General features: G+C 72.1%; 17 protein-coding genes and 1 tRNA gene. 6 read left to right on the plus strand and 12 right to left on the minus strand.

The features are described 5' to 3' along the window. Positions 1–116: 116 nt before the first annotated feature. Positions 117–2,846, plus strand: a complete 2,730-nt coding sequence (gene ppc, locus AC07FA_RS25975; protein ID WP_479078625.1) for a phosphoenolpyruvate carboxylase — start codon at positions 117–119, stop codon at positions 2,844–2,846. Positions 2,847–2,874: 28 nt separating this feature from the next. Here ppc and AC07FA_RS25980 read toward each other — a convergent pair whose 3' ends face one another. From AC07FA_RS25980 to AC07FA_RS26005, 6 genes are all read right to left on the minus strand, one after another. Continuing rightward, positions 2,875–3,345, minus strand: coding sequence for a hypothetical protein (locus AC07FA_RS25980; protein ID WP_479078627.1), 471 nt, complete (start codon positions 3,343–3,345; stop codon positions 2,875–2,877). 75 nt (positions 3,346–3,420) lie between these two features. Further along, positions 3,421–4,014, minus strand: coding sequence for an aminoacyl-tRNA hydrolase (gene pth, locus AC07FA_RS25985; RefSeq protein ID WP_479078628.1), 594 nt, complete (start codon positions 4,012–4,014; stop codon positions 3,421–3,423). A gap of 123 nt (positions 4,015–4,137) precedes the next feature. Continuing rightward, positions 4,138–4,725 (minus strand): 50S ribosomal protein L25/general stress protein Ctc, encoded by a 588-nt coding sequence (locus AC07FA_RS25990; RefSeq protein WP_479078629.1) that lies wholly within the window; start codon positions 4,723–4,725, stop codon positions 4,138–4,140. 198 nt (positions 4,726–4,923) lie between these two features. Further along, positions 4,924–5,907 carry a ribose-phosphate diphosphokinase gene (locus AC07FA_RS25995; RefSeq protein ID WP_362843893.1) on the minus strand — a complete coding sequence of 328 codons (984 nt, stop codon included), beginning with the start codon at positions 5,905–5,907 and terminating at the stop codon, positions 4,924–4,926. Positions 5,908–6,027: 120 nt separating this feature from the next. Beyond that, on the minus strand, positions 6,028–7,476 hold the full coding sequence (glmU, locus tag AC07FA_RS26000) for a bifunctional UDP-N-acetylglucosamine diphosphorylase/glucosamine-1-phosphate N-acetyltransferase GlmU (RefSeq protein ID WP_479078631.1): 1,449 nt from the start codon (positions 7,474–7,476) through the stop codon (positions 6,028–6,030). A 105-nt stretch (positions 7,477–7,581) separates the two neighbouring features. Further along, positions 7,582–7,656, minus strand: a tRNA-Gln gene (locus tag AC07FA_RS26005). 145 nt (positions 7,657–7,801) lie between these two features. Between AC07FA_RS26005 and AC07FA_RS26010 the strand changes: the two genes are divergently transcribed. Beyond that, the gene (locus AC07FA_RS26010) at positions 7,802–9,115 is read left to right on the plus strand and encodes a sensor histidine kinase (protein ID WP_479078633.1); all 1,314 of its coding nucleotides are present in this window, start codon (positions 7,802–7,804) and stop codon (positions 9,113–9,115) included. Positions 9,116–9,202: 87 nt separating this feature from the next. Here the strand turns inward: AC07FA_RS26010 and AC07FA_RS26015 are convergent, their stop codons facing one another. Further along, positions 9,203–9,778 (minus strand): TetR/AcrR family transcriptional regulator, encoded by a 576-nt coding sequence (locus tag AC07FA_RS26015; protein ID WP_479078635.1) that lies wholly within the window; start codon positions 9,776–9,778, stop codon positions 9,203–9,205. Between the two features lie 113 nt (positions 9,779–9,891). Between AC07FA_RS26015 and AC07FA_RS26020 the strand changes: the two genes are divergently transcribed. Continuing rightward, complete coding sequence (locus tag AC07FA_RS26020) at positions 9,892–10,605, plus strand: SDR family oxidoreductase (protein WP_479078637.1); 714 nt, start codon at positions 9,892–9,894, stop codon at positions 10,603–10,605. Positions 10,606–10,632: 27 nt separating this feature from the next. On the opposite strand, the gene AC07FA_RS26025 is transcribed toward AC07FA_RS26020, so the two are convergent. Next, on the minus strand, positions 10,633–11,178 hold the full coding sequence (locus tag AC07FA_RS26025; RefSeq protein WP_479078638.1) for an SUKH-3 domain-containing protein: 546 nt from the start codon (positions 11,176–11,178) through the stop codon (positions 10,633–10,635). A 10-nt stretch (positions 11,179–11,188) separates the two neighbouring features. Further along, positions 11,189–11,713: a YwqJ-related putative deaminase gene (locus AC07FA_RS26030; RefSeq protein ID WP_479078640.1), complete on the minus strand. Its 525-nt coding sequence runs from the start codon at positions 11,711–11,713 to the stop codon at positions 11,189–11,191. Between the two features lie 261 nt (positions 11,714–11,974). On the opposite strand from AC07FA_RS26030, the gene AC07FA_RS26035 reads away from it, so the two are divergent. The 3 genes from AC07FA_RS26035 (at position 11,975) to AC07FA_RS26045 (ending at position 16,616) form a co-directional block, all read left to right on the plus strand. Beyond that, on the plus strand, positions 11,975–12,952 hold the full coding sequence (locus AC07FA_RS26035) for an SMI1/KNR4 family protein (protein ID WP_479078641.1): 978 nt from the start codon (positions 11,975–11,977) through the stop codon (positions 12,950–12,952). 5 nt (positions 12,953–12,957) lie between these two features. Continuing rightward, entirely contained in the window at positions 12,958–15,522 is a 2,565-nt protein-coding gene (locus tag AC07FA_RS26040) for an SUKH-4 family immunity protein (protein ID WP_479078804.1), read from the plus strand. Between the two features lie 191 nt (positions 15,523–15,713). Next, complete coding sequence (locus tag AC07FA_RS26045; RefSeq protein ID WP_479078643.1) at positions 15,714–16,616, plus strand: cellulose-binding protein; 903 nt, start codon at positions 15,714–15,716, stop codon at positions 16,614–16,616. Here AC07FA_RS26045 and AC07FA_RS26050 read toward each other — a convergent pair. The 3 genes from AC07FA_RS26050 to AC07FA_RS26060 all read right to left on the minus strand — a co-directional run bounded on the left by AC07FA_RS26050 (position 16,613) and on the right by AC07FA_RS26060 (position 20,535). Next, positions 16,613–18,262 carry a sodium/solute symporter gene (locus AC07FA_RS26050; RefSeq protein WP_479078644.1) on the minus strand — a complete coding sequence of 550 codons (1,650 nt, stop codon included), beginning with the start codon at positions 18,260–18,262 and terminating at the stop codon, positions 16,613–16,615. The two genes, AC07FA_RS26045 and AC07FA_RS26050, sit on opposite strands and share 4 nt — an antisense overlap. After that, a complete protein-coding gene (locus tag AC07FA_RS26055; protein ID WP_479078646.1) occupies positions 18,259–18,768 on the minus strand; it encodes a DUF485 domain-containing protein in 510 nt (169 codons plus the stop codon). Before AC07FA_RS26055 ends, AC07FA_RS26050 begins: the two co-directional genes overlap by 4 nt. A 147-nt stretch (positions 18,769–18,915) precedes the next feature. Then, complete coding sequence (locus AC07FA_RS26060; protein ID WP_479078647.1) at positions 18,916–20,535, minus strand: MFS transporter; 1,620 nt, start codon at positions 20,533–20,535, stop codon at positions 18,916–18,918. Positions 20,536–20,699: the final 164 nt, after the last annotated feature.

The following is a 20,699-nucleotide window of genomic DNA, read 5'->3' on the forward strand; positions in this document are numbered from 1 at the left end:
CACCGCAGCACCCCCGGACCCCCTGACAGACGTGCCCACCCGTCTCCCGCCACCGCCCTTCCAGGGAGACGCCTACGCGACGCACCTCCTCTATTCACTGCAAGGAGCCGCACACTGTGAGCAGTGCCGACCAGACCCCCGCCGCCAGCGCCGAGCTGAGGGCCGACATCCGCCGCCTCGGCGACCTGCTGGGCGAGACGCTCGTACGTCAGGAGGGCCAGGAACTCCTCGACCTCGTCGAGCGGGTCCGCGCCCTGACCCGTACGGACGGAGAGGCCGCCGCCGAGCTGCTGGGCGACACGGACCTGGAGACCGCCGCGCAGCTCGTGCGCGCCTTCTCCACCTACTTCCACCTCGCCAACGTCACCGAGCAGGTCCACCGCGCCCACGAGATGCGCGACCGCCGTGCCGCCGAGGGCGGGCTCCTCGCCCGCACGGCCGACATGCTCAAGGACGCCGACCCGCAGCACCTGCGCCAGACCGTCAAGAACCTCAACGTGCGCCCCGTCTTCACCGCGCACCCCACCGAGGCCGCACGGCGCTCCGTGCTGAACAAGCTCCGCCGCATCGCGGAACTGCTCGAAACCCCCGTCATCGAGGCCGACCGGCGCCGCCAGGACCTGCGGCTCGCCGAGAACATCGACCTCATCTGGCAGACCGACGAGCTGCGCGTGGTGCGGCCCGAGCCCGCCGACGAGGCCCGCAACGCGATCTACTACCTCGACGAACTGCACGCCAACGCCGTCGGCGACGTCCTGGAGGACCTGGCCGCCGAGCTGGAGCGCGTCGGCGTCGAGCTGCCCGCGGGCACCCGCCCGCTCACCTTCGGCACCTGGATCGGCGGCGACCGCGACGGCAACCCCAACGTGACGCCCGCCGTCACCTGGGAGGTGCTGATCCTCCAGCACGAGCACGGCATCACCGACGCGCTCGAACTCGTCGACTACCTGCGCGGCCTGCTCTCCAACTCCATCCGCTACACCGGCGCCACCGCCGAGCTGCTGGACTCGCTCCAGGCCGACCTGGACCGCCTCCCCGAGATCAGCCCCCGCTACAAGCGGCTGAACGCCGAGGAGCCCTACCGGCTCAAGGCGACCTGCATCCGGCAGAAGCTCGTCAACACCCGCGAGCGCCTCGCCAAGGGCACCCCGCACCGCCCCGGCTGCGACTACCTCGGCACCGCCGAGCTCATCGCCGACCTGGCCCTCATCCAGACCTCGCTGCGCGAGCACCGCGGCGGCCTCTTCGCCGACGGCCGCATGGACCGGACGATCCGTACCCTGTCCGCGTTCGGCCTCCAGCTCGCCACCATGGACGTACGCGAACACGCCGACGCCCACCACCACGCACTCGGCCAGCTCTTCGACCGGCTCGGCGAGGAGTCCTGGCGCTACGCCGACATGCCGCGTGACTACCGGCAGAAGCTCCTCGCGAAGGAACTGCGCTCCCGGCGCCCGCTCGCCCCGACCCCGGCACCGCTGGACGCCGCGGGCGAGAAGACCCTCGGCGTCTTCCACACCATCAAGGAAGCCTTCGAGCGCTTCGGCCCCGAGGTCATCGAGTCCTACATCATCTCGATGTGCCAGGGCGCCGACGACGTCTTCGCGGCCGCCGTCCTGGCCCGCGAGGCCGGACTGCTCGACCTGCACGGCGGCTGGGCCAAGATCGGCATCGTGCCGCTCCTGGAGACCACCGACGAGCTGCGCGCCGCCGACGTCATCCTCGACGAGATGCTCGCCGACCCCTCGTACCGCCGGCTCGTCTCGCTCCGCGGCGACGTGCAGGAGGTCATGCTCGGATACAGCGACTCCTCCAAGTTCGGCGGCATCACCACCTCGCAGTGGGAGATCCACCGGGCCCAGCGCCGGCTGCGCGACGTCGCCCACCGCTACGGCGTACGGCTGCGCCTCTTCCACGGCCGCGGCGGCACCGTCGGCCGCGGCGGCGGCCCCTCGCACGACGCGATCCTCGCGCAGCCCTGGGGCACGCTGGAGGGCGAGATCAAGGTGACCGAGCAGGGCGAGGTCATCTCCGACAAGTACCTCATCCCCGCGCTCGCCCGGGAGAACCTGGAGCTGACCGTCGCGGCCACCCTCCAGGCATCCGCGCTGCACACCGCGCCCCGCCAGTCCGACGAGGCCCTGGCCCGCTGGGACGCGGCCATGGACACCGTCTCGGACGCCGCGCACGACGCGTACCGCAAGCTCGTCGAGGACCCCGACCTGCCCTCGTACTTCTTCGCGTCCACCCCCGTCGACCAGCTCGCCGAGCTCCACCTCGGCTCGCGCCCCTCGCGGCGCCCGGACTCCGGTGCGGGCCTCGACGGGCTGCGCGCCATCCCGTGGGTCTTCGGCTGGACCCAGTCGCGGCAGATCGTGCCCGGCTGGTACGGAGTCGGCTCCGGGCTGAAGGCACTGCGCGAGGCCGGTCTTGGCTCCGTCCTGGAAGAGATGCACGGTCAGTGGCACTTCTTCCAGAACTTCATCTCCAACGTCGAGATGACGCTCGCCAAGACGGACCTGCGGATCGCCCGGCACTACGTCGACACCCTCGTCCCGGACGAGCTCAAGCACGTCTTCGCCGATATCGAGGCGGAGCACGCGCTGACCGTCAGCGAGGTCCTCAAGGTCACCGGCGGCACCGAACTGCTCGGCACGAGCCCCGTGCTCCAGCAGACCTTCGCCATCCGTGACGCCTACCTGGACCCGATCTCCTACCTCCAGGTCTCGCTGCTGGCCCGCCAGCGGCAGGCGGCGGAGCGCGGTGAAGAGGCCGATCCGCTGCTCGCACGGGCTCTGCTGCTCACCGTGAACGGTGTCGCGGCGGGTCTGCGCAACACCGGCTGATCCGACTCCGGCGCGGGTGCGGTTCCGCTCAGAGGGCGAAGAACGTCGCCGTCAGCAGAACCGCGCCCGCGATCGCGGCACCCCAGGCCACCCGGGGCAGCCGCAGACCGCCCCCGATCACGAGGGCGGACAGCAGCAGCGCACCGCCGAACGGCACCCAGGCGTGCAGGAATCCGGGAGTCCCGGTGCGGACGGCCTCGGCGGTGCCGGGCTTCACGACCACCGGGAACCGGTCGCCCTTCGCCACGGCGACGGACTTCTCGATCGTCACCCGGGAACGCCGCGGCGAATCCCGGTCCGGTACGTACGGCCCGGTGCACGCCGTGTCGCCGCACCCGGTCACCGTCAAGGTGCCGTGTTCGCGGCCCTTGGACAGGACGACGTGATGCGCGGTGTTCCACGACGTCCACAGGCCCGCGACGAGCATCAGCAGGACGACGCAGCCCGCGGCGACGACACGGCCGTGGGCCACCATGCGGTGGGAGGAGCTCCGCTTCATGGGGGCAGATCTTTGGGCAGACCCATGCCCTCGGTCAACCTGTGGCCGAAAATGCTCCTGGGATCTGCGCCAATGTCATGAGTTGTACGTGGACTGCGCCCGCTCCAGCCCCTCGGCGAGCAGGGACTCCACCGCGTCCGCCGCCCGGTCCACCTGGTAGGCGAGGTCCTTGCGCTCCGTGGACGAGAAATCCTTCAGTACAAAATCGGCCACCTGCATCCGGCCCGGCGGCCGGCCGATCCCGAACCTGACGCGGTGGTAGTCGGGACCCATCGACTTCGTCATCGACTTCAGCCCGTTGTGCCCGTTGTCACCGCCACCCAGCTTCAGCCGCAGCACGCCGAAGTCGATGTCCAGCTCGTCGTGCACGGCCACGACGTGGTCCGTCGGCACCTTGTAGAAGTCCCGCAGCGCCGTGACGGGCCCGCCCGACAGATTCATGTACGACATCGGCTTGGCCAGGATCACCCGGCGGCTCGCGGGCCCGGGCGGCCCCACCCTGCCCTCGACGACCTGTGCCTGGGCCTTCTGTGCCCGCTTGAACTTCCCGCCGATCCGCTCGGCGAGGAGGTCGGCGACCATGAAGCCGACGTTGTGGCGGTTCGCGGCGTACTCGGGACCGGGATTGCCCAGGCCCACGATGAGCCAGGGGTCGGTGGCATCGGACATCTGCGCTCGGTCTCCTCGCGTACGTCGGGTGATGACAGGCGAACGGGGCGGCGGGCCCGGTAAGGGTCCGCCGCCCCGTCAGTGAAGCAGTCAAGCAGTGGCGCTACGAAGCGCCGGTGGGACTCAGGCCTCGGTGGTGGCGGCCTCGGTGCCCTCGGCGGCCGGCTCCTCGGCCTGCGCGGCGACGATCTGGAGCACGATGGCGTCCTCGTCGCCCGCCAGCACGGAACCCTTGGGGAGCGGAACGTCCTTGGCGAGGATCGAGTCACCGGCGTCGAGGCCCGCGATGGAGACCGTGACCGACTCGGGGATGTGGGTGGCCTCGGCCTCGACGAGCAGGGTGTTCTGCACGTACTCCAGGAGGTTGGCGCCCGGGGCCAGCTCGCCCTCGACGTGCACGGCGATCTCGACGTTGACCTTCTCGCCGCGCTTCACGGTCAGGAGGTCGACGTGCTCGATGTTGCCCTTGATGGCGTTGCGCTGCACGGCCTTCGGGATGACCAGGGCGTCCTTGCCCTCGATCTCGAGACCGATGAGGACGTTGGCGGTGCGGAGCGCGAGCTGCAGCTCGTGGGCCGGCAGCGTGACGTGGACCGACTCGGCACCGTGGCCGTAGACGACCGCGGGAACCAGGTTGGCACGGCGGGTACGGCGGGCGGCGCCCTTGCCGAACTCGGTACGGACCTGAGCGGCGAGCTTGATCTCGGCCATGGTGCACTCCTCGTGAGATGACGAAACTAGGACGTCACCCGGCCCGTACGACAGGCCGCCTGCTACGAAGAGCGCGTCGATAACGGATCGCCGTACCAATGGGTACGGCCTCCCTCGCCGAGCAACTCGCTGAGTCTACCCGGCGGGGAGGCCGCACCCAAAGTGGATCTTCGGTACCTCTTCGGTACCGCGGTTCCGCTAGTGGTTTTCCTGCTCCTCGAAGAGGCTCGTCACCGAACCGTCCTCGAACACCTCACGCACCGCGCGCGCGATCGTCGGCGCGATCGACAGCACGGTGATCTTGTCGAGCTCCAGCTCGCCCGGGGTCGGCAGGGTGTCCGTGAAGACGAACTCGCTGACCTTGGAGTTCTTCAGACGGTCCGCGGCGGGACCGGACAGCACACCGTGCGTCGCGGTCACTATGACGTCCTCGGCACCGTGCGCGAACAGGGCGTCCGCGGCGGCGCAGATCGTGCCACCCGTGTCGATCATGTCGTCGACCAGGACACAGACCCGGCCCTTCACGTTGCCGACGACCTCGTGGACGCTGACCTGGTTCGGTACGTCCTTGTCGCGGCGCTTGTGCACGATCGCCAGCGGGGCGTCCAGACGGTCGCACCAGCGGTCGGCGACCCGCACACGGCCGGCGTCCGGGGAGACGATCGTCAGCTTCGAGCGGTCGACCTTCGCACCCACGTAGTCGGCGAGGATCGGCAGAGCGAACAGGTGGTCCACCGGGCCGTCGAAGAAGCCCTGGATCTGGTCGGTGTGCAGATCCACGGTCAGGATGCGGTCCGCACCCGCCGTCTTCATCAGGTCGGCGACCAGGCGGGCCGAGATCGGCTCGCGGCCGCGGTGCTTCTTGTCCTGGCGGGCGTAGCCGTAGAACGGCACGATCACCGTGATCGAACGGGCCGAGGCGCGCTTCAGCGCGTCCAGCATGATCAGCTGCTCCATGATCCACTTGTTGATCGGAGCCGTGTGGCTCTGGATCAGGAAGCAGTCGGCGCCGCGGGCGGATTCCTGGAAGCGCACGTAGATCTCACCGTTGGCGAAATCGAAAGCCTTCGTCGGCACGAGACCGACACCCAGTTGGTGTGCGACCTCCTCGGCCAGCTCGGGGTGGGCGCGGCCGGAGAAGAACATCAGTTTCTTCTCGCCGGTCGTCTTGATCCCGGTCACAGCACAGTCTCCTCAGACGTGTATCTGGCGCTGCACGCATAGGTCCCGATGTGCAACGAGCCAGCCGAAATGGGGTGAGCATCTATCACGGTACGCCGTGTCCGGCGCACCTGTTTCCGGTCAGCTTTCGCCGTCGGTGTCCTCGGTTGCGGCCTGAGCGGCCTGCGCGGCGGCGCTTCCCGGACGCTTCCGGGCCACCCAACCCGCGATATTCCGCTGCTGGCCCCGGGCGACGGCCAGCGAACCGGCCGGTACGTCCTTGGTGATGACCGAGCCCGCCGCGGTGTAGACGCCGTCCCCGATCGTGACAGGCGCCACAAACATATTGTCGGAGCCGGTGCGGCAGTGGGAGCCGATGGTGGTGTGGTGCTTGGCCACGCCGTCGTAGTTCACGAAGACGCTGGCGGCGCCGATGTTGGTGTGGTCGCCGATCGTCGCGTCACCCACGTAGCTGAGGTGGGGAACCTTCGTGCCCTCGCCGATCGTGGCGTTCTTCATCTCCACGTACGTACCGGCCTTGGCCTTCGCGCCGAGCCTCGTGCCGGGCCGCAGATACGCGAACGGGCCGACCGTCGCACCGGGGCCGACCTCGGCCCCGTCCGCGACCGTGTTGTCCACGCGGGCGCCCGCGTGGACGACCGTGTCCGTCAGCCGGGAGTTCGGGCCGACCTCGCAGTCCTCGGCCAGATGGGTCGCACCGTACAGCTGGGTGCCCGGGTGCACGATCGCGTCCGGCTCGTACGTCACCGTGGCGTCGATCAGCGTCGAGGCCGGGTCGACGATCGTCACGCCGGCCATCATGGCGCGCTCCAGGAGCCGTTCGTTGAGCAGCCGCCTGGCCTCGGCCAGCTGGACCCGGTTGTTGATGCCGAGGATCTCCCGGTGGTCCCCGGCGATCGAGGCGCCCACGCGGTGTCCGGCCTCGCGCAGGATGGACAGCACGTCGGTGAGGTACTCCTCGCCCTGGCTGTTGTCGGTACGGACCTTGCCGAGCGCGTCCGCGAGCAGGCGCCCGTCGAAGGCGAACACCCCGGAGTTGATCTCCCGGATCGCCTGCTGGGCGGCCGTGGCGTCCTTGTGCTCGACGATGGCGGTGACGGCGCCGCTGGCCGCGTCGCGGACGATGCGGCCGTAGCCGGTGGAGTCCGGGACCTCGGCGGTCAGCACGGTGACGGCGTTGGCGTCGGCTTCGTGCGTGGCGGCGAGCGCGGCGAGGGTCTCGCCGGAGAGCAGCGGGGTGTCGCCGCAGACGACGATCACGGTGCCCTCGACGGTCCCGCCGAGCTCTTCGAGCCCCATCCGGACGGCGTGCCCGGTGCCGTTCTGCTCGGCCTGGAACGCGGTGCGTACGGGGGCGTCGCCCGAGGACAGGTGCGCGGTGACCCGCTCCGCGGCGTGGCCGACGACCACGACGAGGTGCTCGGGACCGAGCTCACGGGCGGCGGCGACGACATGCCCGACGAGCGAACGCCCGGAGATCTCGTGCAAGACCTTGGGGGTCTTCGACTTCATGCGGGTGCCCTCACCCGCTGCGAGGACGACTACGGCTGCCGGGCTGGTGGCGCTCACGGATGTGCCCTTCGGCTTCGGGTGGTGGACATCCGCAGGATACCGGGGGTGCGCGTACCGGAAACGAGCGCGGGCCCCGACCGTGAGGTCGGGGCCCGGAGCGTGTGGCTCCCCCACCAGGACTCGAACCCGGACAAATAGCACCAAAAGCTACTGTGCTGCCAATTACACCATGGGGGAATAACTCGAACGAACTGGACATTGCGTCAGCCGCCCGGATTGGCACCCAACACTATGCCGTACCAAGCGCCCTCCACGCGACGGTGCCGTCCCGCCTGTCCGAGTCACCCGAAAATGAGGTGCGCCCGCCCGTAGGCTGGACGGCATGACCGCAACGGGGGCAGACCGGGAAGCGGCGGGACCGACCACCCGCGGCTACTGGTGGTGGGGGCGGCGGCGCAGTGTCGCCCTGGACGTGGGACTGGCGTCGGTTTCGGCGCTGGAGTGTGCGTTGGAAGGGGTGGTGTTCGCCGACGACACCGGATTGCCGGTGCCGGTCGGCGTGCTGTTCGGGCTGGTGGCGGGTTCGGTGCTGCTGGTGCGCAGGCGGTGGCCGATCGCCGTGGTGCTGGTGTCGATCGCGACGACGCCGGCCGAGATGGGCTTCCTGATGGCCATCGTCGGCCTCTACACGCTGGCCGCGTCCGACGTGCCGCGCAGGATCACGGTCGTGCTGACGGGGATGGCGTTGGTCGGCACCTTCGTCGTCACGTACGTGCGGCTGCGCCAGAGCGTCACCGAGGGAGCCGATTTCGGGCCGGGGGACTGGTACGTACCGCTGGTGTCCCTCTTCATGTCGCTGGGGCTGACCGCGCCGCCCCTGCTGTTCGGCCTCTATATAGGGGCGCGAAGACGGCTCATGGAGAGCCTGCGGGAGCGCGCCGACTCGCTGGAGCGGGAGCTGTCGCTGCTGGCCGACCGGGCCGAGGAGCGGGCGGAGTGGGCGCGTACGGAGGAGCGGACCCGGATCGCCCGGGAGATGCACGACGTGGTCGCGCACCGGGTGAGTCTGATGGTGGTGCACGCGGCGGCCCTTCAGGCGGTCGCCCCGAAGGACCCGGCGAAGGCCGTGCGGAACGCGGCGCTGGTGGGCGACATGGGGCGCCAGGCGCTGACGGAACTGCGCGAGATGCTGGGTGTGCTGCGCAGCGAGGACGCGTTGTCCGCCCCGCCCGCGGGCCGGGTCCCCCTCGCTTCGGTGCGGGCGGCCGCCGCGGCGGCTGTGGCGGCCGCGGACGAGGGGCCCCGGCTGGACGAGGTGGAGTCGCTCGTCGCGCAGTCCCGGGAGGCGGGGATGACGGTGGAGCTGTCGGTGGAGGGCGAGCTGCGTCCGTACACGCCCGAGGTCGAGCAGACGGCGTACCGGGTGGTGCAGGAGGCCCTGACGAACGTGCACAAGCACGCGGCCGGAGCGAAGACGTGGGTCAGGCTCGCGCATCGCGATGCGGAGGTGGCCATGCAGGTGGAGAACGGCCCGTCGGACGGCGGCGCGGCGGACGCGGGGCTGCCGAGCGGGGGCAACGGCCTGGTGGGGATGCGGGAGCGGGTGCTCGGGCTGGGAGGCGTCTTCGTGTCGGGGCCGACGGAGGCGGGCGGCTTCCGCGTATCGGCGGTCCTCCCGGACAAGGGCCTGGCGTAACCCCGGCGGGCCGCCTGGGGCGCCCGGCTCAGCCTGCCGGGGCGCCCTCTTGAGCCCGTCCGGGAACAGAACCGGGTTCCGGGATGGTCAGCCGGCTTCCGTCAGGGCCGCGTGCGCGGCGGCAAGGATCTCCTCGGAGAGCGGGGAGCCCTGGGTGGCGCGGGACAGCACCAGCGCACCGAACAAGGTGCACAGCCGGGCGATGCCGTCCCCGCCCCCACCGGCTGCCCCGGCCGGGGCGAGGAACGCGGCAAAGTCGGCCACCCCTTCGGTGTAGGCGCGGCGGCCCTCGCGGTCCTCGCCGCCGCGTGCGACGTCTACAGCAAGCGCCGCGACCGGGCAGCCGTCCGCCACGCCGTCACGGTGCTCGACGGAAAGATAGGCGTCGATCAGTGCCCGCTGAGCGGCATCCCGCTGCCCGTCGTACTGCTCGAGCCCGGCCGCATGGCGTCGGGTGAGCTCGGCGAAGGCGTGGGCGGTGGCCTCGTCGACGAGCGCCTCCTTGGAGGTGAACTGCTTGTAGAAGGCTCCGTGAGTGAGACCGGCCGCCTTCATCAGGTCGGCGACGCTGACCTGGGTGCCCTGTTCCCGGAAGAGGCGGGAGGCGGTGTCCACCACCCGCCTGCGGTTTTCCTCCGCCTGCGCCTGCGATACGCGGCCCATGGCCACCTCCCGTTTGGATGTCGACTGGCATCTATCGTAGCTCCATGTTTAGATTGGATGCGTAATCTAAATTGTGCGGGGGTCAGACGGCCCCACCAGGACCAGGAGCAGACATGGAACTGAAGAACGCGGTCGCAGTGGTCACCGGCGCCAACCGGGGCCTCGGGCGGCACCTGGCCGCCCAGCTCGTCGAGCGCGGCGCGAAGGTGTACGGCGCGGCCCGCCGCCCCGAGGCAGTCGATGTGCCGGGCGTCATCCCGCTGCGGCTGGACGTCACGGACGAGGCGTCGATACGGGAGGCCGCACGCGTGGCGTCCGACGCGACGCTGCTGATCAACAACGCGGGCATCTCCACGGGCGCGACGCTGGTCGGAGGCGACCTGGCTGAGGTGCGCCGGGAGATGGAGACCAACTTCTTCGGCCCGCTCGCCGCGACCCGCGTCTTCGCCCCCGTGATCGAGGGCAACGGCGGCGGCGCCGTACTCAACGTCCTGTCGGCCCTGTCCTGGTTCCACCCGGCAGGACTCGGCTCGTACGCCGCTTCCAAGGCCGCCGCCTGGGCGCTGAGCGACGCGACCCGTGAGGAGCTGGCACCTCGCGGCATCACGGTCTCGGCGCTGCACGTCGGCTACATGGACACCGACATGGCCGCCGCCGTCCCCGCCGAGGAGAAGACCGCCGCCGCCGACGTCGCGGCCCGGGCCCTGGACGGCATCGAGACCGGCCTGCCCGAGATCCTCGCCGACGAGACCAGCCGGTACGTCAAGCAGAGCCTGTCCGCGGCACTCCAGCCCAACGCGGACAGTGGCCTGACGGATAACGCGTGAGATGCCCTTGCATGAGGGGCGGGGGCGTCAGGCCGAGGTGAGTCGGGATGGCTGGGTGCCCGTCACCAGCGTGGCCAGGGCCTGGTCGATGTCCGCGCCCAGGTACCAGTCGCCCGTGTGGTCGATGCTGTAGACGCGGCCCTCGATGTCGATCGCGAGGACCGCCTGGCCGTCGCCCTCCTCGCCCAGCGGGCTGATCTCCGTCTCCAGCGCCCGCCCCAGGTCACCCAGCGTCCGGGCCAGATGCAGACCGCTCAGCGGATCGATGCGTACCGCCGCGGGCGCGATCTGCCGGCCGGGTGCGGACGCGGTGATGCGCAGGGCGCCGAACTCGGCCCACGCCTCGACGGCCGCCGGGAACACGGCGTGCCGGTGGCCCGCCGGTGAGGCGTGGGAGCGCAGTGCGTCGGCCCACTCCTCCGCCTGCCGGATGTCCCAGCGCCCCGGCTGCCAGCCCGCCTCGCGGAGTGCGGCGTCGACGGCGACGGGGAAGCGCGTGGTGGCGTGCCGGTCGGGCTGGGAAGGCTGGGAGCGTGGGGAGGGTGGGGCGGAGTGCCCGGGTCGGTCCTGCATCGAGGTGCCGTCAGCCCTTCTCGGCGGTGGTGGCCGCCCCGGTCGTGGTGAGGTCGACGGGACGTACGCCGAAGTGCGCGAGCATCGCCGTACAGGAGCGGCAGGGCGGGGCGTAGCTGCCGTGCAGCGGGTCGCCGTCCTCGCGGATGCGCCGGGCGGTGATACGGGAGTGCTTCAGCGCGCGCCGGGCCTCTCCGTTGGTCAGCGGTTTGCGCTGGGCCCGTTTGGAACGGCTGCTGTCGGTGGCGGTGAGCTGCCGCGACAGCAGTATCGCCTCGGGGCAGCGGCCGGTGAAGCGTTCGCGCTGTCCGCTGGCCAGGGTGTCCAGGAAGTCCTGTACGAGCGGGTGCAGCGCCGGCGGCCGGTCGCCCTTGCCCGCGGTGCAGGTCAGCGTCTCGCCGCGGACGGACAGAGCCGCGGCCACGGCGGGCAGGATGCCGTCGCGGCGGTGGTGCAGTCGCGGTGTGCGGCCTGCTTCGGTACTGCTCCAGCTGAGCCTTGGGTCCCCGGATGTGACTGTCGGTGCTGTGTTCATGGTGCTTGCATCCCTCCCGTGCCCGCAGCGGTAGCTGCAGGTGTGCACGCCCCCGAGTTGCGGTGACAGCCTGCCAAATGTGCTGGGGGCTGGGGAAGCTGGGTCGGTGAAACGTGTCTGCGTGTCGCCCGAAGTGGCAGGACCGTCGCTCGTCCGTCACCTGGCTGTGACGGTTGGTGACCGAAGCGGAGGGGCGAGACCCCCTGTTGCCCCACCGCATAGGCTGTGCGGAATCACCGGACGCAGCAGGGGGCAACCGCCATGACGACAGGTCGGCTCGGGCAGCAAGCCGCGCCACCGAATGCGGCCTACGCCGGGCAGGTCGTGCATTTCCCGGACCCGGTCCGGGCGTCCCGCCACCCCAGGGGTGTGCGCATGGACGGGAACGGCTATCCGGAACTCACACCGTATGCGCGTGCCGCCGCCGAGATCGCCGATCCGCCCCCGGGCTTCGGCATCGACGAACTGCGGCTCACCGACTACGTGTCGGCGAACGCCGCTCTGGCGGCGAGCGGTCATGAGCTGTGGGACACGATCCCGCCGGTGGCGACTCCGCACGGCTGGACCTGGCACCACGTGCCGGGCGGCCGGCGGATGGAACTCGTACCGGTCGAGGTGAAGGCGCTGCTGCGTCATCACGGCGGCATGGCGACGGCTCCGGTCGACCACAACCGGCGGGGTACGCGCCCCTTGCAGGAGACGCGGCCTCCGCATTTCCGGCTTCCCAAGGGCTCGGTGGCGGTGAGCGAGCAGCAGGTGCTGGGTGTCGAGGAGGACCTCGGTTACCGGCTGCCCGGTGCGTACCGCTCGTTCCTGAAGGCCGCGGGCGGTTCGGCCCCGGTGGGTGCGGCGCTCGACGCGGAGCTCGGTCTCCTGGTCGACCAGCCCTTCTTCACGGTGCGCGAAGAGGCCGCGGTGAACGACCTGCTGTACGTCAACAAGTGCCTGCGCGACCACTTCACCAAGGACTACCTGGGAGTCGGATTCGTCCAGGGCGGCATCCTCGCGGTGAAGGTGCGGGGCCATGACATCGGCTCGGTCTGGTTCAGTGCGTACGACGATGCCCGGGACCAGGACGGCTGGAGCGTGCAGGACCGCGTCGAGCGGCTGCTGCTCCCCTGTGGTGCGGACTTCGACGCCTTCCTCCAGCGCCTGGCGGGCAGTCCGCCGGAGCTGGAGACCGTGGCGAACCTGATGGTGGACGGCGGCTTCGCGCGCGCCGTCCCGGTGGAGGGGTGAGCGCGATGGTGACCTTCGCGCAGGCGCAGGAACGTGCGGACGAGTGGGTCAACGGCGATGTGCCCGCGTACCAGCACCGTGAGGTGCGGGTACGCGAGTTCGAGCTGGGCTTCGTGGTGTGGGCCGAGGACCGGGCGGAGGGCCCGGTCTCGGACGGCGGGCGCCAGCGGCTCGTGATCGCCCGCGACAGCGGTGAGGCCACCCTGTGGCCCGGGCTGCCGGTGGGCGAGGTGATCCGGCGGTACGAGGAGGAGTACGGCGTGGCCGCCGACGCTCCGGCTGCTCCGGTGCCGCCGCAGCGGATCGATCTGAACCAGACGTCGTTCCTGCTGAGTCCACCGGAGTGGCTTCAGGAGGCCGCCGACAAGCTGGGGATTCCGGACCGGCGGGCGGAGCCGGGTGACGGTCCGCCGTCCGACGCCACGCCTTCCTCTGCCTCTCCTGCTGCTCCCTCTCCTCCCTCTGCTCCCTCTCCTCCCTCTGCTCCCTCTGCCCCTTCTTCTCCCGCGTCTCACGGGGGCGGGGCGACGCCGTGGCCTGCCGCGGGTGGGCAGGCCGACTACGAGCCCACGGCCGCCGACGGTGTGCCCGCGTCGTCCTCGCCCGGTGCGCCCTCCGGGGCCACGCCGTGGGCGGGTACCGACACCAACGCGGATCCCGACGCCGGCGCTGTCGATCTGCCGGCCACGGTGTTCGCGCCGCCGCTGTCGGGCGCGGACGACGAGGAGGCCCCGCCGCCCGTCGTACCGGCCGAGGCGCCCACCGCGTTGATGTCCGGCGGCAGCCAGCTGCCCCGGACCGCCGTTGCCCCGGCCCTCGGAGCGCCCGGAGCGGGTGGGCCCGGCCCGGCCGCGCCCGTGCGTCCCGGCGCCGGTGACATCGCGGACGCGGCCACCAGCAAGGCTGTCGTGCCTCCGCGCGGGGCGCGCGGGACGGGTTCGACGGCCCCGCCGCCGCCCGGCGCCCCCGGCACCCCGGGTATGCGGCCGGGCGCCACGCCGCCGCCTTCGGGACCGGGTACGCCCGGTGCTCCGGCGGGCGGATACGTACCGACCCAGCTCGTCTCGCAGCTCGGCCCGCCCGGTGCCCCCGGTGCGCCGCAGCCTCCCGGCCCGCCCGGTGCGCCGCAGCCTCCGGGTCCGCCCGGGCCTCCTGGTGCGCCCGGTGCGACGCCGCCGCCCGGTGGCGGGATGCACCACGCGGCGACGATGTTCGCCGACGCGAGCCTCGGCGGCCCCCGGCCCCCGGCCCCGCCCGGTCCGCCCGGAGTACCCGGTGCGCCCGGCGTACCGCAGCCGCCCGGTCCGCCCGGTGCGCCCGGTGCCCCCCGGCCCCCCGGCCCGCCCGGTGCGCCTGGTGCGACGCCGCCCGGTGGCGGGATGCACCACGCCGCGACGATGTTCGCCGACGCGAGCATCGGTGGCCCCGGCACGCCCCGGCCCCCGGGGCCTCCCGGTCCGCCGCCCGGTGCCCCGCAGCCTCCCGGTCCGCCCGGTCCGCCCGGGATGCCGCAGGGCGGGGCCCCCGGTCCCGTACCGCCGAATCCGCACACCCCGCCGCCTCCGGCGTACGGCTATCCGCAGCAGCCGCTCGGTCTGCCGACCGTCGGTCCCGGCTACCAGGCCGTGCTGCGCTTCCGCGCGCCCGACGGCAGCGAGCAGCAGCTGATCCGCCGCTCGGCGCCGGGCACCCCGCACCCCGAGTGGCAGATGCTGCACGAGCTGCGCGCCATGAACGTGCCGCCGCAGCAGGTCATCGAGCTGCACACCGAGCTGGAGTCGTGCGAGCTGCCGGGCGGCTACTGCGCGCGGATGATCCGTGAGACCTGGCCTCAGGTGCGGATCACCAGCGTGGCTCCGTACGGGGCCGATCACGCGAGCCGTCAGCAGGGCATGCAGCATCTGCTGACGCACCAGGGCGAGTTGCACCAGGTCGCCGACGGCCCGGCGCGGCCGGCGCCGGTGCGGGCGCCGTTGCCGCAGATGCAGCCCGCTGTGCCGGTGCCTCCGGAGGCGCTCGCGGAGGAGCTGGCGCAGGTCTTCGGGCCGCAGGGCGTGCTCCGCTTCGACCAGCGGTCCGTGTCCCGTCAGGGTGTGCCCGAGATCGTGGGGCGGACGTTGGTGTGGGCGGGGCTGCCCGCCGATTTCGGGCCGTTCTTCTGGGCGCAGCCGGGTCAGCCGGTCGTGCCGACGCTGGCCGAACTGGCCGCGCAGCGCCAGGTGCAGGCGGCGCCCGACGCGGGCTCGTACCTCGTGATGGGGTCCGACTTCGGCCGGGCCATCTGTGTCCAGTACGGCACGGCGAACATCGTGGCCGTGCCGGTCGAGGCGGGGCCGGGCGGGCAGTCGGTGGCGCCGCAGTTCGTGAACACCGGGCTGCCGGAGTTCGTGCGCTCGATGGCGCTGCTCGGCCGGATGTGGCGGCTGCGCTTCGGGCTCAACCCGGAGCAGGCGGGCCGCTGGACCGTCGACTTCCAGGCACAGTTGGTGGCCCTCGATCCGGCGGCGCTCGCGTCGCCGGAGAGCTGGTGGTCGGTGCTGCTGGAGCAGATGTGGGACGGACTGCTCTGACCTGTCCCGTTGTGGGAGAGCGGTGGGGGAGGCGCCCGGTACCCGTGAGGGGCCGGGCGCCTCTCCTTTCGCTCCCTGTGATGCCCGTCGCTTCCGTCCTGAATACGGCTGATCGATTCCGACTTCTGTACCAATTGCCGCATCCTTGACGTATTGCTGGTGGTCGGAGTGTCGGAGAGAGGGCTTCAAGGATGAGTGCTGCACCGGTGTCCGGGCATGGCTTCGTCGGTGTACGGGGGCGTGGCTACCGTCCGGACCAGGTGGACCGGACTGTGGCGGCCCTGTCCGCGGAGCGTGACGCCGCCCTGGAGAGGCTTTCCGGGCTGACGGATCTCGCCGAGGAGCTGGCGGCGGAGTCGGCCCGGCTGGCCGAGGCCGTCGCCTCGCTCGCCCCGCAGACGTATGCCTCGCTCGGTGAGCGGGCCCAGCAGATCCTGTCGCTCGCGCAGAGCGAGGCGGAGGCCGCCCGGGGCGCCGCCCAGGAGGACGGGCAGGCGCTGCGGGACGCGGCGGACGCGGCGGGGCGGGCGGTGCGGGATGCGGCCCGTGAGCACGCCGAGTCCGTACGGGCGGCTGCCGAGGCGCACGCCGGGGCGGTGCTGACCGCGGCGCGGCAATCCGCGGAGGAGACCGTCGCCGCGGCCCGTAAGGAGGCCGCCGAGGTACGCGGCGCCGCGGACGAGGCGATGGCGGAGACCCGGCGGCGTACGGCGAGTGTGCTGGCCCATCAGGAGCAGGAGCACGCCGAGCGGTCGAAGGCGGCGGCGGCCGGACTGGCGGCGGACGAGGCCGCGGCGGCGGCGCGCGAGGCCGAGCTGACGGAACAGGCCGAGGCCCTCCTCGCGGAGGCGAGGCGCGCGCTCGCGGAGACCGAGGAGGCCGCCCGGCACGGCCAGGAGGACGCCGAGGCGCGGGCCGCCGAGCTGATCTCGCAGGCTCGGGTGCGTGAGGAGCGGGTGGTGCGGGAGACGGAGCGGATTCTGCGGGAGCACGAGGAGGGCCGCGAGGAGGTGCAGGCGCACATGGCGCACGTACGCAACTCGCTCGCGGCACTCACGGGCCGTGGGGTGACCGGCGCGGAGGCGGAGGACTAGGAACGGGGGCCGGGGCCGCCCGCCACCCGTGCGGGCCGGCCTGATGTCGCCGGGGGCGCCCCCGCCAGGATCCACGGCTCCACCGCCTCGTACTGCCGGCGTTCCTCCGCCGCCGTGCGCCGGCCGAGCACCGTCCCCAGCCAGCCCGCCAGGAAGCCGGCCGGGATGGAGACGAGCCCGGTCGTGGTGAAGGGGAACCAGTTGACGTCGCGGTCGGGGAAGACCGCGCCGGGGGAACCGGACACCAGGTTGGTGCCGGTCATCAGCACCAGTACGCACAGGGTGCCGCCGATGAGGGTGCAGAGCAGTCCGGTACGGGTGAAGCGCCGCCAGAAAAGGCTGTAGACCAGCGCCGGGGCCAGGGCCGACGCTCCGATGCAGAACGAGAGCGTCACCATCGCCTGGACGTTCCAGTGCCGGGCGAGCACGGCGAGGGCGATGGCGGCGAGGCCCACCCCCACGGCGGCGAGCTGCGCCGCACCCATCTCGGTGCGGCCCCGCACCGGCTGCACGCTCCGGCCGCGCAGTCCGTGCGCGAACAGGTCGTGGGCGAGGGAGTTCGCGCAGGCCAGGATCATTCCGGCGACCGAGGCGAGCAGGGTCAGGAAGATCGCTGTGGTCATGGTGGTGACGACCAGGGCCCCGATCTCGCCGCCGCCCGCGACGGCGCCGCTGACCTGGAGGATCGCGCTGTTGCCCTGCGCTCCCGCGGCGGTGATGCGGGTGTGGCCGACCAGTGCGGCGGCGCCGAAACCGATGACGGTGAGCAGCAGGCAGAGGCCGACGACGACGCAGACCGCCCAGGACAGTGACCGGCGGACGGCCTGGGCGCTGCGGACGCTCGCCATCCGCATGGTGATGTGCGGCAGGCAGGCGGCGCCGAGCACGACGGTGAGCTCGGAGCTGATCATGTCGAGGTCGTTGCCGCCGAACTGGAGCCCGGAGTGCAGATAGGCGTCTCCCGCGCCGCTGCCCTGCTGGGCGGCGCGCAGGAGGGCACCGGCGTCCCAGTCGAAGCGGTTCATGATCAGGACGGAGACGAGCAGACCGGCGCCGAGCAGCACCACGGTCTTGATCATCTGGATGAGGGCGGTTCCCTTCATCCCGCCGATCGCCGCGTAACCGATCATCACGACGCCGAGCACGATGATGGCGCCGGTACGGAATCCGGAGCTGTCGAAGCCCAGGATGAAGGCGAGCAGGCTTCCGCTGCCCGCGAGCTGTACGACCATCAGGGGCACCAGCGCGGCGAGGGTGACCGCGCAGGCGGCGATGCGGACGGCCCGGCCGGGGGAGCGGCGGGTGAGTACGTCGCCCATGGTGAACCGGCCCGCGTTGCGCAGGGGTTCGGCCAGCAGGAACATCAGCAGGACGAGCGAGAGGGCCGTGCTCAGGGCGAGTACGAGCCCGTCGTGGCCGGTGAGGGCGATGACGCCGGTGGTGCCGAGGACGGTGGCCGCGGAGAGGTAGTCACCGGCGATGGCGAGGCCGTTGCGTACCGGGGAGAGCGAGCGGTAGCCGGTGTAGAACGTGTCGAGGTCGTCGCGGTCCGGGCCGGTCATCACGCAGAGCAGCAGGGTCACGGTGGCCACCGCGATGAACGCCATCAGCGACATCGTCTGCGCGGACTCGTCGAAGCCGTTCATCGGCCCGTCCCCCTTCCGCGGCGTTCGGTGGCCGCCCGGCCGTCCGTGGCGCGGGCCCGGTTGCGGAGTCCGGCGCAGAGGGGGTCCACCGTGCGCCGGGCCGTCCACTCGTACACGGTGATCGCGGCCAGCGTCACCGGCAGCTGGCAGAGGCCGAGCAGGAGGCCGGTGGTGAGGCCGCCGTCGCCGACGGGGCGGGTCATCAGGGCCGGGGCGAAGCCGGAGAGCAGCAGGAAGAGGGTGAAGTAGCCGAGTGCGGTGAGCGTGGAGACGCGGCGCAGGACGCGGTACGCGCCGCGCAGCCGGCGCAGATCGCTGTGGTGGCCGGGGGCGGGGACGGGTGCGGCGGGCGGGGTGGGCCACCGGGGAGGCGGCGGCGGGGAGGAGCTCTGCCAGGGCAGGAGGTACTCGCCGCCGGGGGAGGGCGGCGGCGGGGGACGCCGGTGCGGCCGGAAGGGCGCGTACGGGGGGTGTGGCGGGCGCTGCGGCGGGTGCTCGTGAGACATCAAGGTGCTGCTCCTTGCATGGCTCGGGTCCGGGGACGGACCGCAAGGCAGGAGCGCGGATGCGCTGTAGGGAGCGCGTACGTTACTCGTGGGTATGAGAGGTGGGCAGGGGTGCGGCCGAACTACCTCCGGTAACCCTGGAGTTGCCTACCTCTTGAGGGTTGGGGGAGCGTTCTCGGGGCCCTCGTCCAGGACCGGGAAGCGGCGCGGGGCCACGAAGACGAGCACGAGCAGGGCGAGTGCGGCGGCCCCCGCCGCGCCGAGGTAGACGTAGTCGACGGCCGCGTCGACGGCCCGTCGCAAATAGTCCGTCGCCGCGGCGGAGAGGGAGCCCGGATCGTCCAGGGCGTGCGAGATCGCGTCCAGGTCGCCGGGCAGCCCGGAGACCGGGGCGTCGGCCAGCCGGGAGGCGAGCACCCCGTTGGCGACGGCGCCGAAGAGGGCGGCGCCGAGGCTCTGGCCGACCTGGCGGCAGAACAGTACGGAGGCCGTCGTCGTACCCCGCTCGGCCCAGCCGACCGTGGACTGGACGCCCACGATCAGCGGGAGCTGGAACAGGCCGAGCGCCGCGCCCAGCAGCAGCATGATCAGGGCGGGCTGCCAGGCCGAACCGGGGTACGGCAGCAAGGGGAAGGCGAGCAGGATCAGCAGGGTGGCGCTCATGCCGATGATCGCGGTGATCCGGAAGCCGACACGGTTGTAGACCCGGTTGGAGAAGGCCGCCGAGACCGGCCAGCTCAGCGTCATGACGGAGAGCACGAAACCGGCGGCGATCGGGCCGAGCCCCAGGACCGACTGCGCGTACGTCGGCAGGAAGACGGTGGGCGCCACCATCAGCAGCCCCAGCGCGCCCAGGGCCAGGTTGACGGAGGCGATGGTGCGCCGCTTCCAGACCCAGCCGGGGATGATCGGGTCGGCGGCGCGCCGCTCGATGACGACGGTCAGCGCGGCGAGGGCGGCGCTCGCGCCCAGCAGGCCGAGCGAGGGTGCGGAGAGCCACGGCCAGGCCACGCCGCCCTGCACGAGCGCGGTCAGCAGGAGTGCGCCGGTCGCGAAGACGGCGAGGGCGCCCGCCCAGTCGATGCGGGGCCGGGCGCCGGTGCGGGGGCGGGCCGGTTCGTGGAGGTGGCGCACGACCAGCCAGAGCGCGACGGCACCGACCGGCAGGTTGATCAGGAAGATCCAGCGCCAGTCCGCGTACGCCGCGAGCAGCCCGCCGACCGCCGGTCCCGCGACCGCGGAGGTGGCCCACACGGTCGACAGCCTCGCCTGGATCCTGGGGCGTTCCCTGAGCGGGTAGAGGTCGGCCGCGATGGTCTGGACGGTGCCCTGGAGCGCGCCGCCGCCGAGGCCCTGGACGACACGGAAGGCGATCAGGGCCGCCATGTTCCAGGCCGCGGCGCAGAGCACCGAGCCGACCAGGAACAGGATGATGCCGGCGACCAGGACCGGTTTGCGGCCGAAGGTGTCGGAGAGCTTCCCGTACACGGGGAGGGTGACGGTCACGGCCAGCAGATAGCCCGAGAACAGCCAGGAGAAGACGGCGAACCCGCCGAGATCGCCGACGATCTGGGGGACGGCGGTCGAGACGATCGTGCCGTCGATGGCGGCGAGCGCCATGCCGAGCATGAGAGCGGCGACGACGGGCCGCCGGCCCCGGGGTGTGGTGGACGCGGCGCCGGCGGTATCCGCGCCGTCCGCCGGGACCGTGCCGTCCTTGCCCCTGCCGACGCCTGTGCCCGCGCCCCCGCCTCCCGTGCCGGCCACAGGTTTTCCTTTCCCTATGCATGTATTTCCCGGGACACTGTCTCATCCATGGGCCGTGCGGCGGGAGGGTGCGGGCGGGCGGTCATCGGACCGGCCCCTACTCCGGTCTCATTCCCGGGGCGGAAACCCTTAGGGGTAGCTCCGTACTTGTGGCCAGGGGTCGT

The organism is Streptomyces sp. NPDC045968, assembly GCF_056430475.1.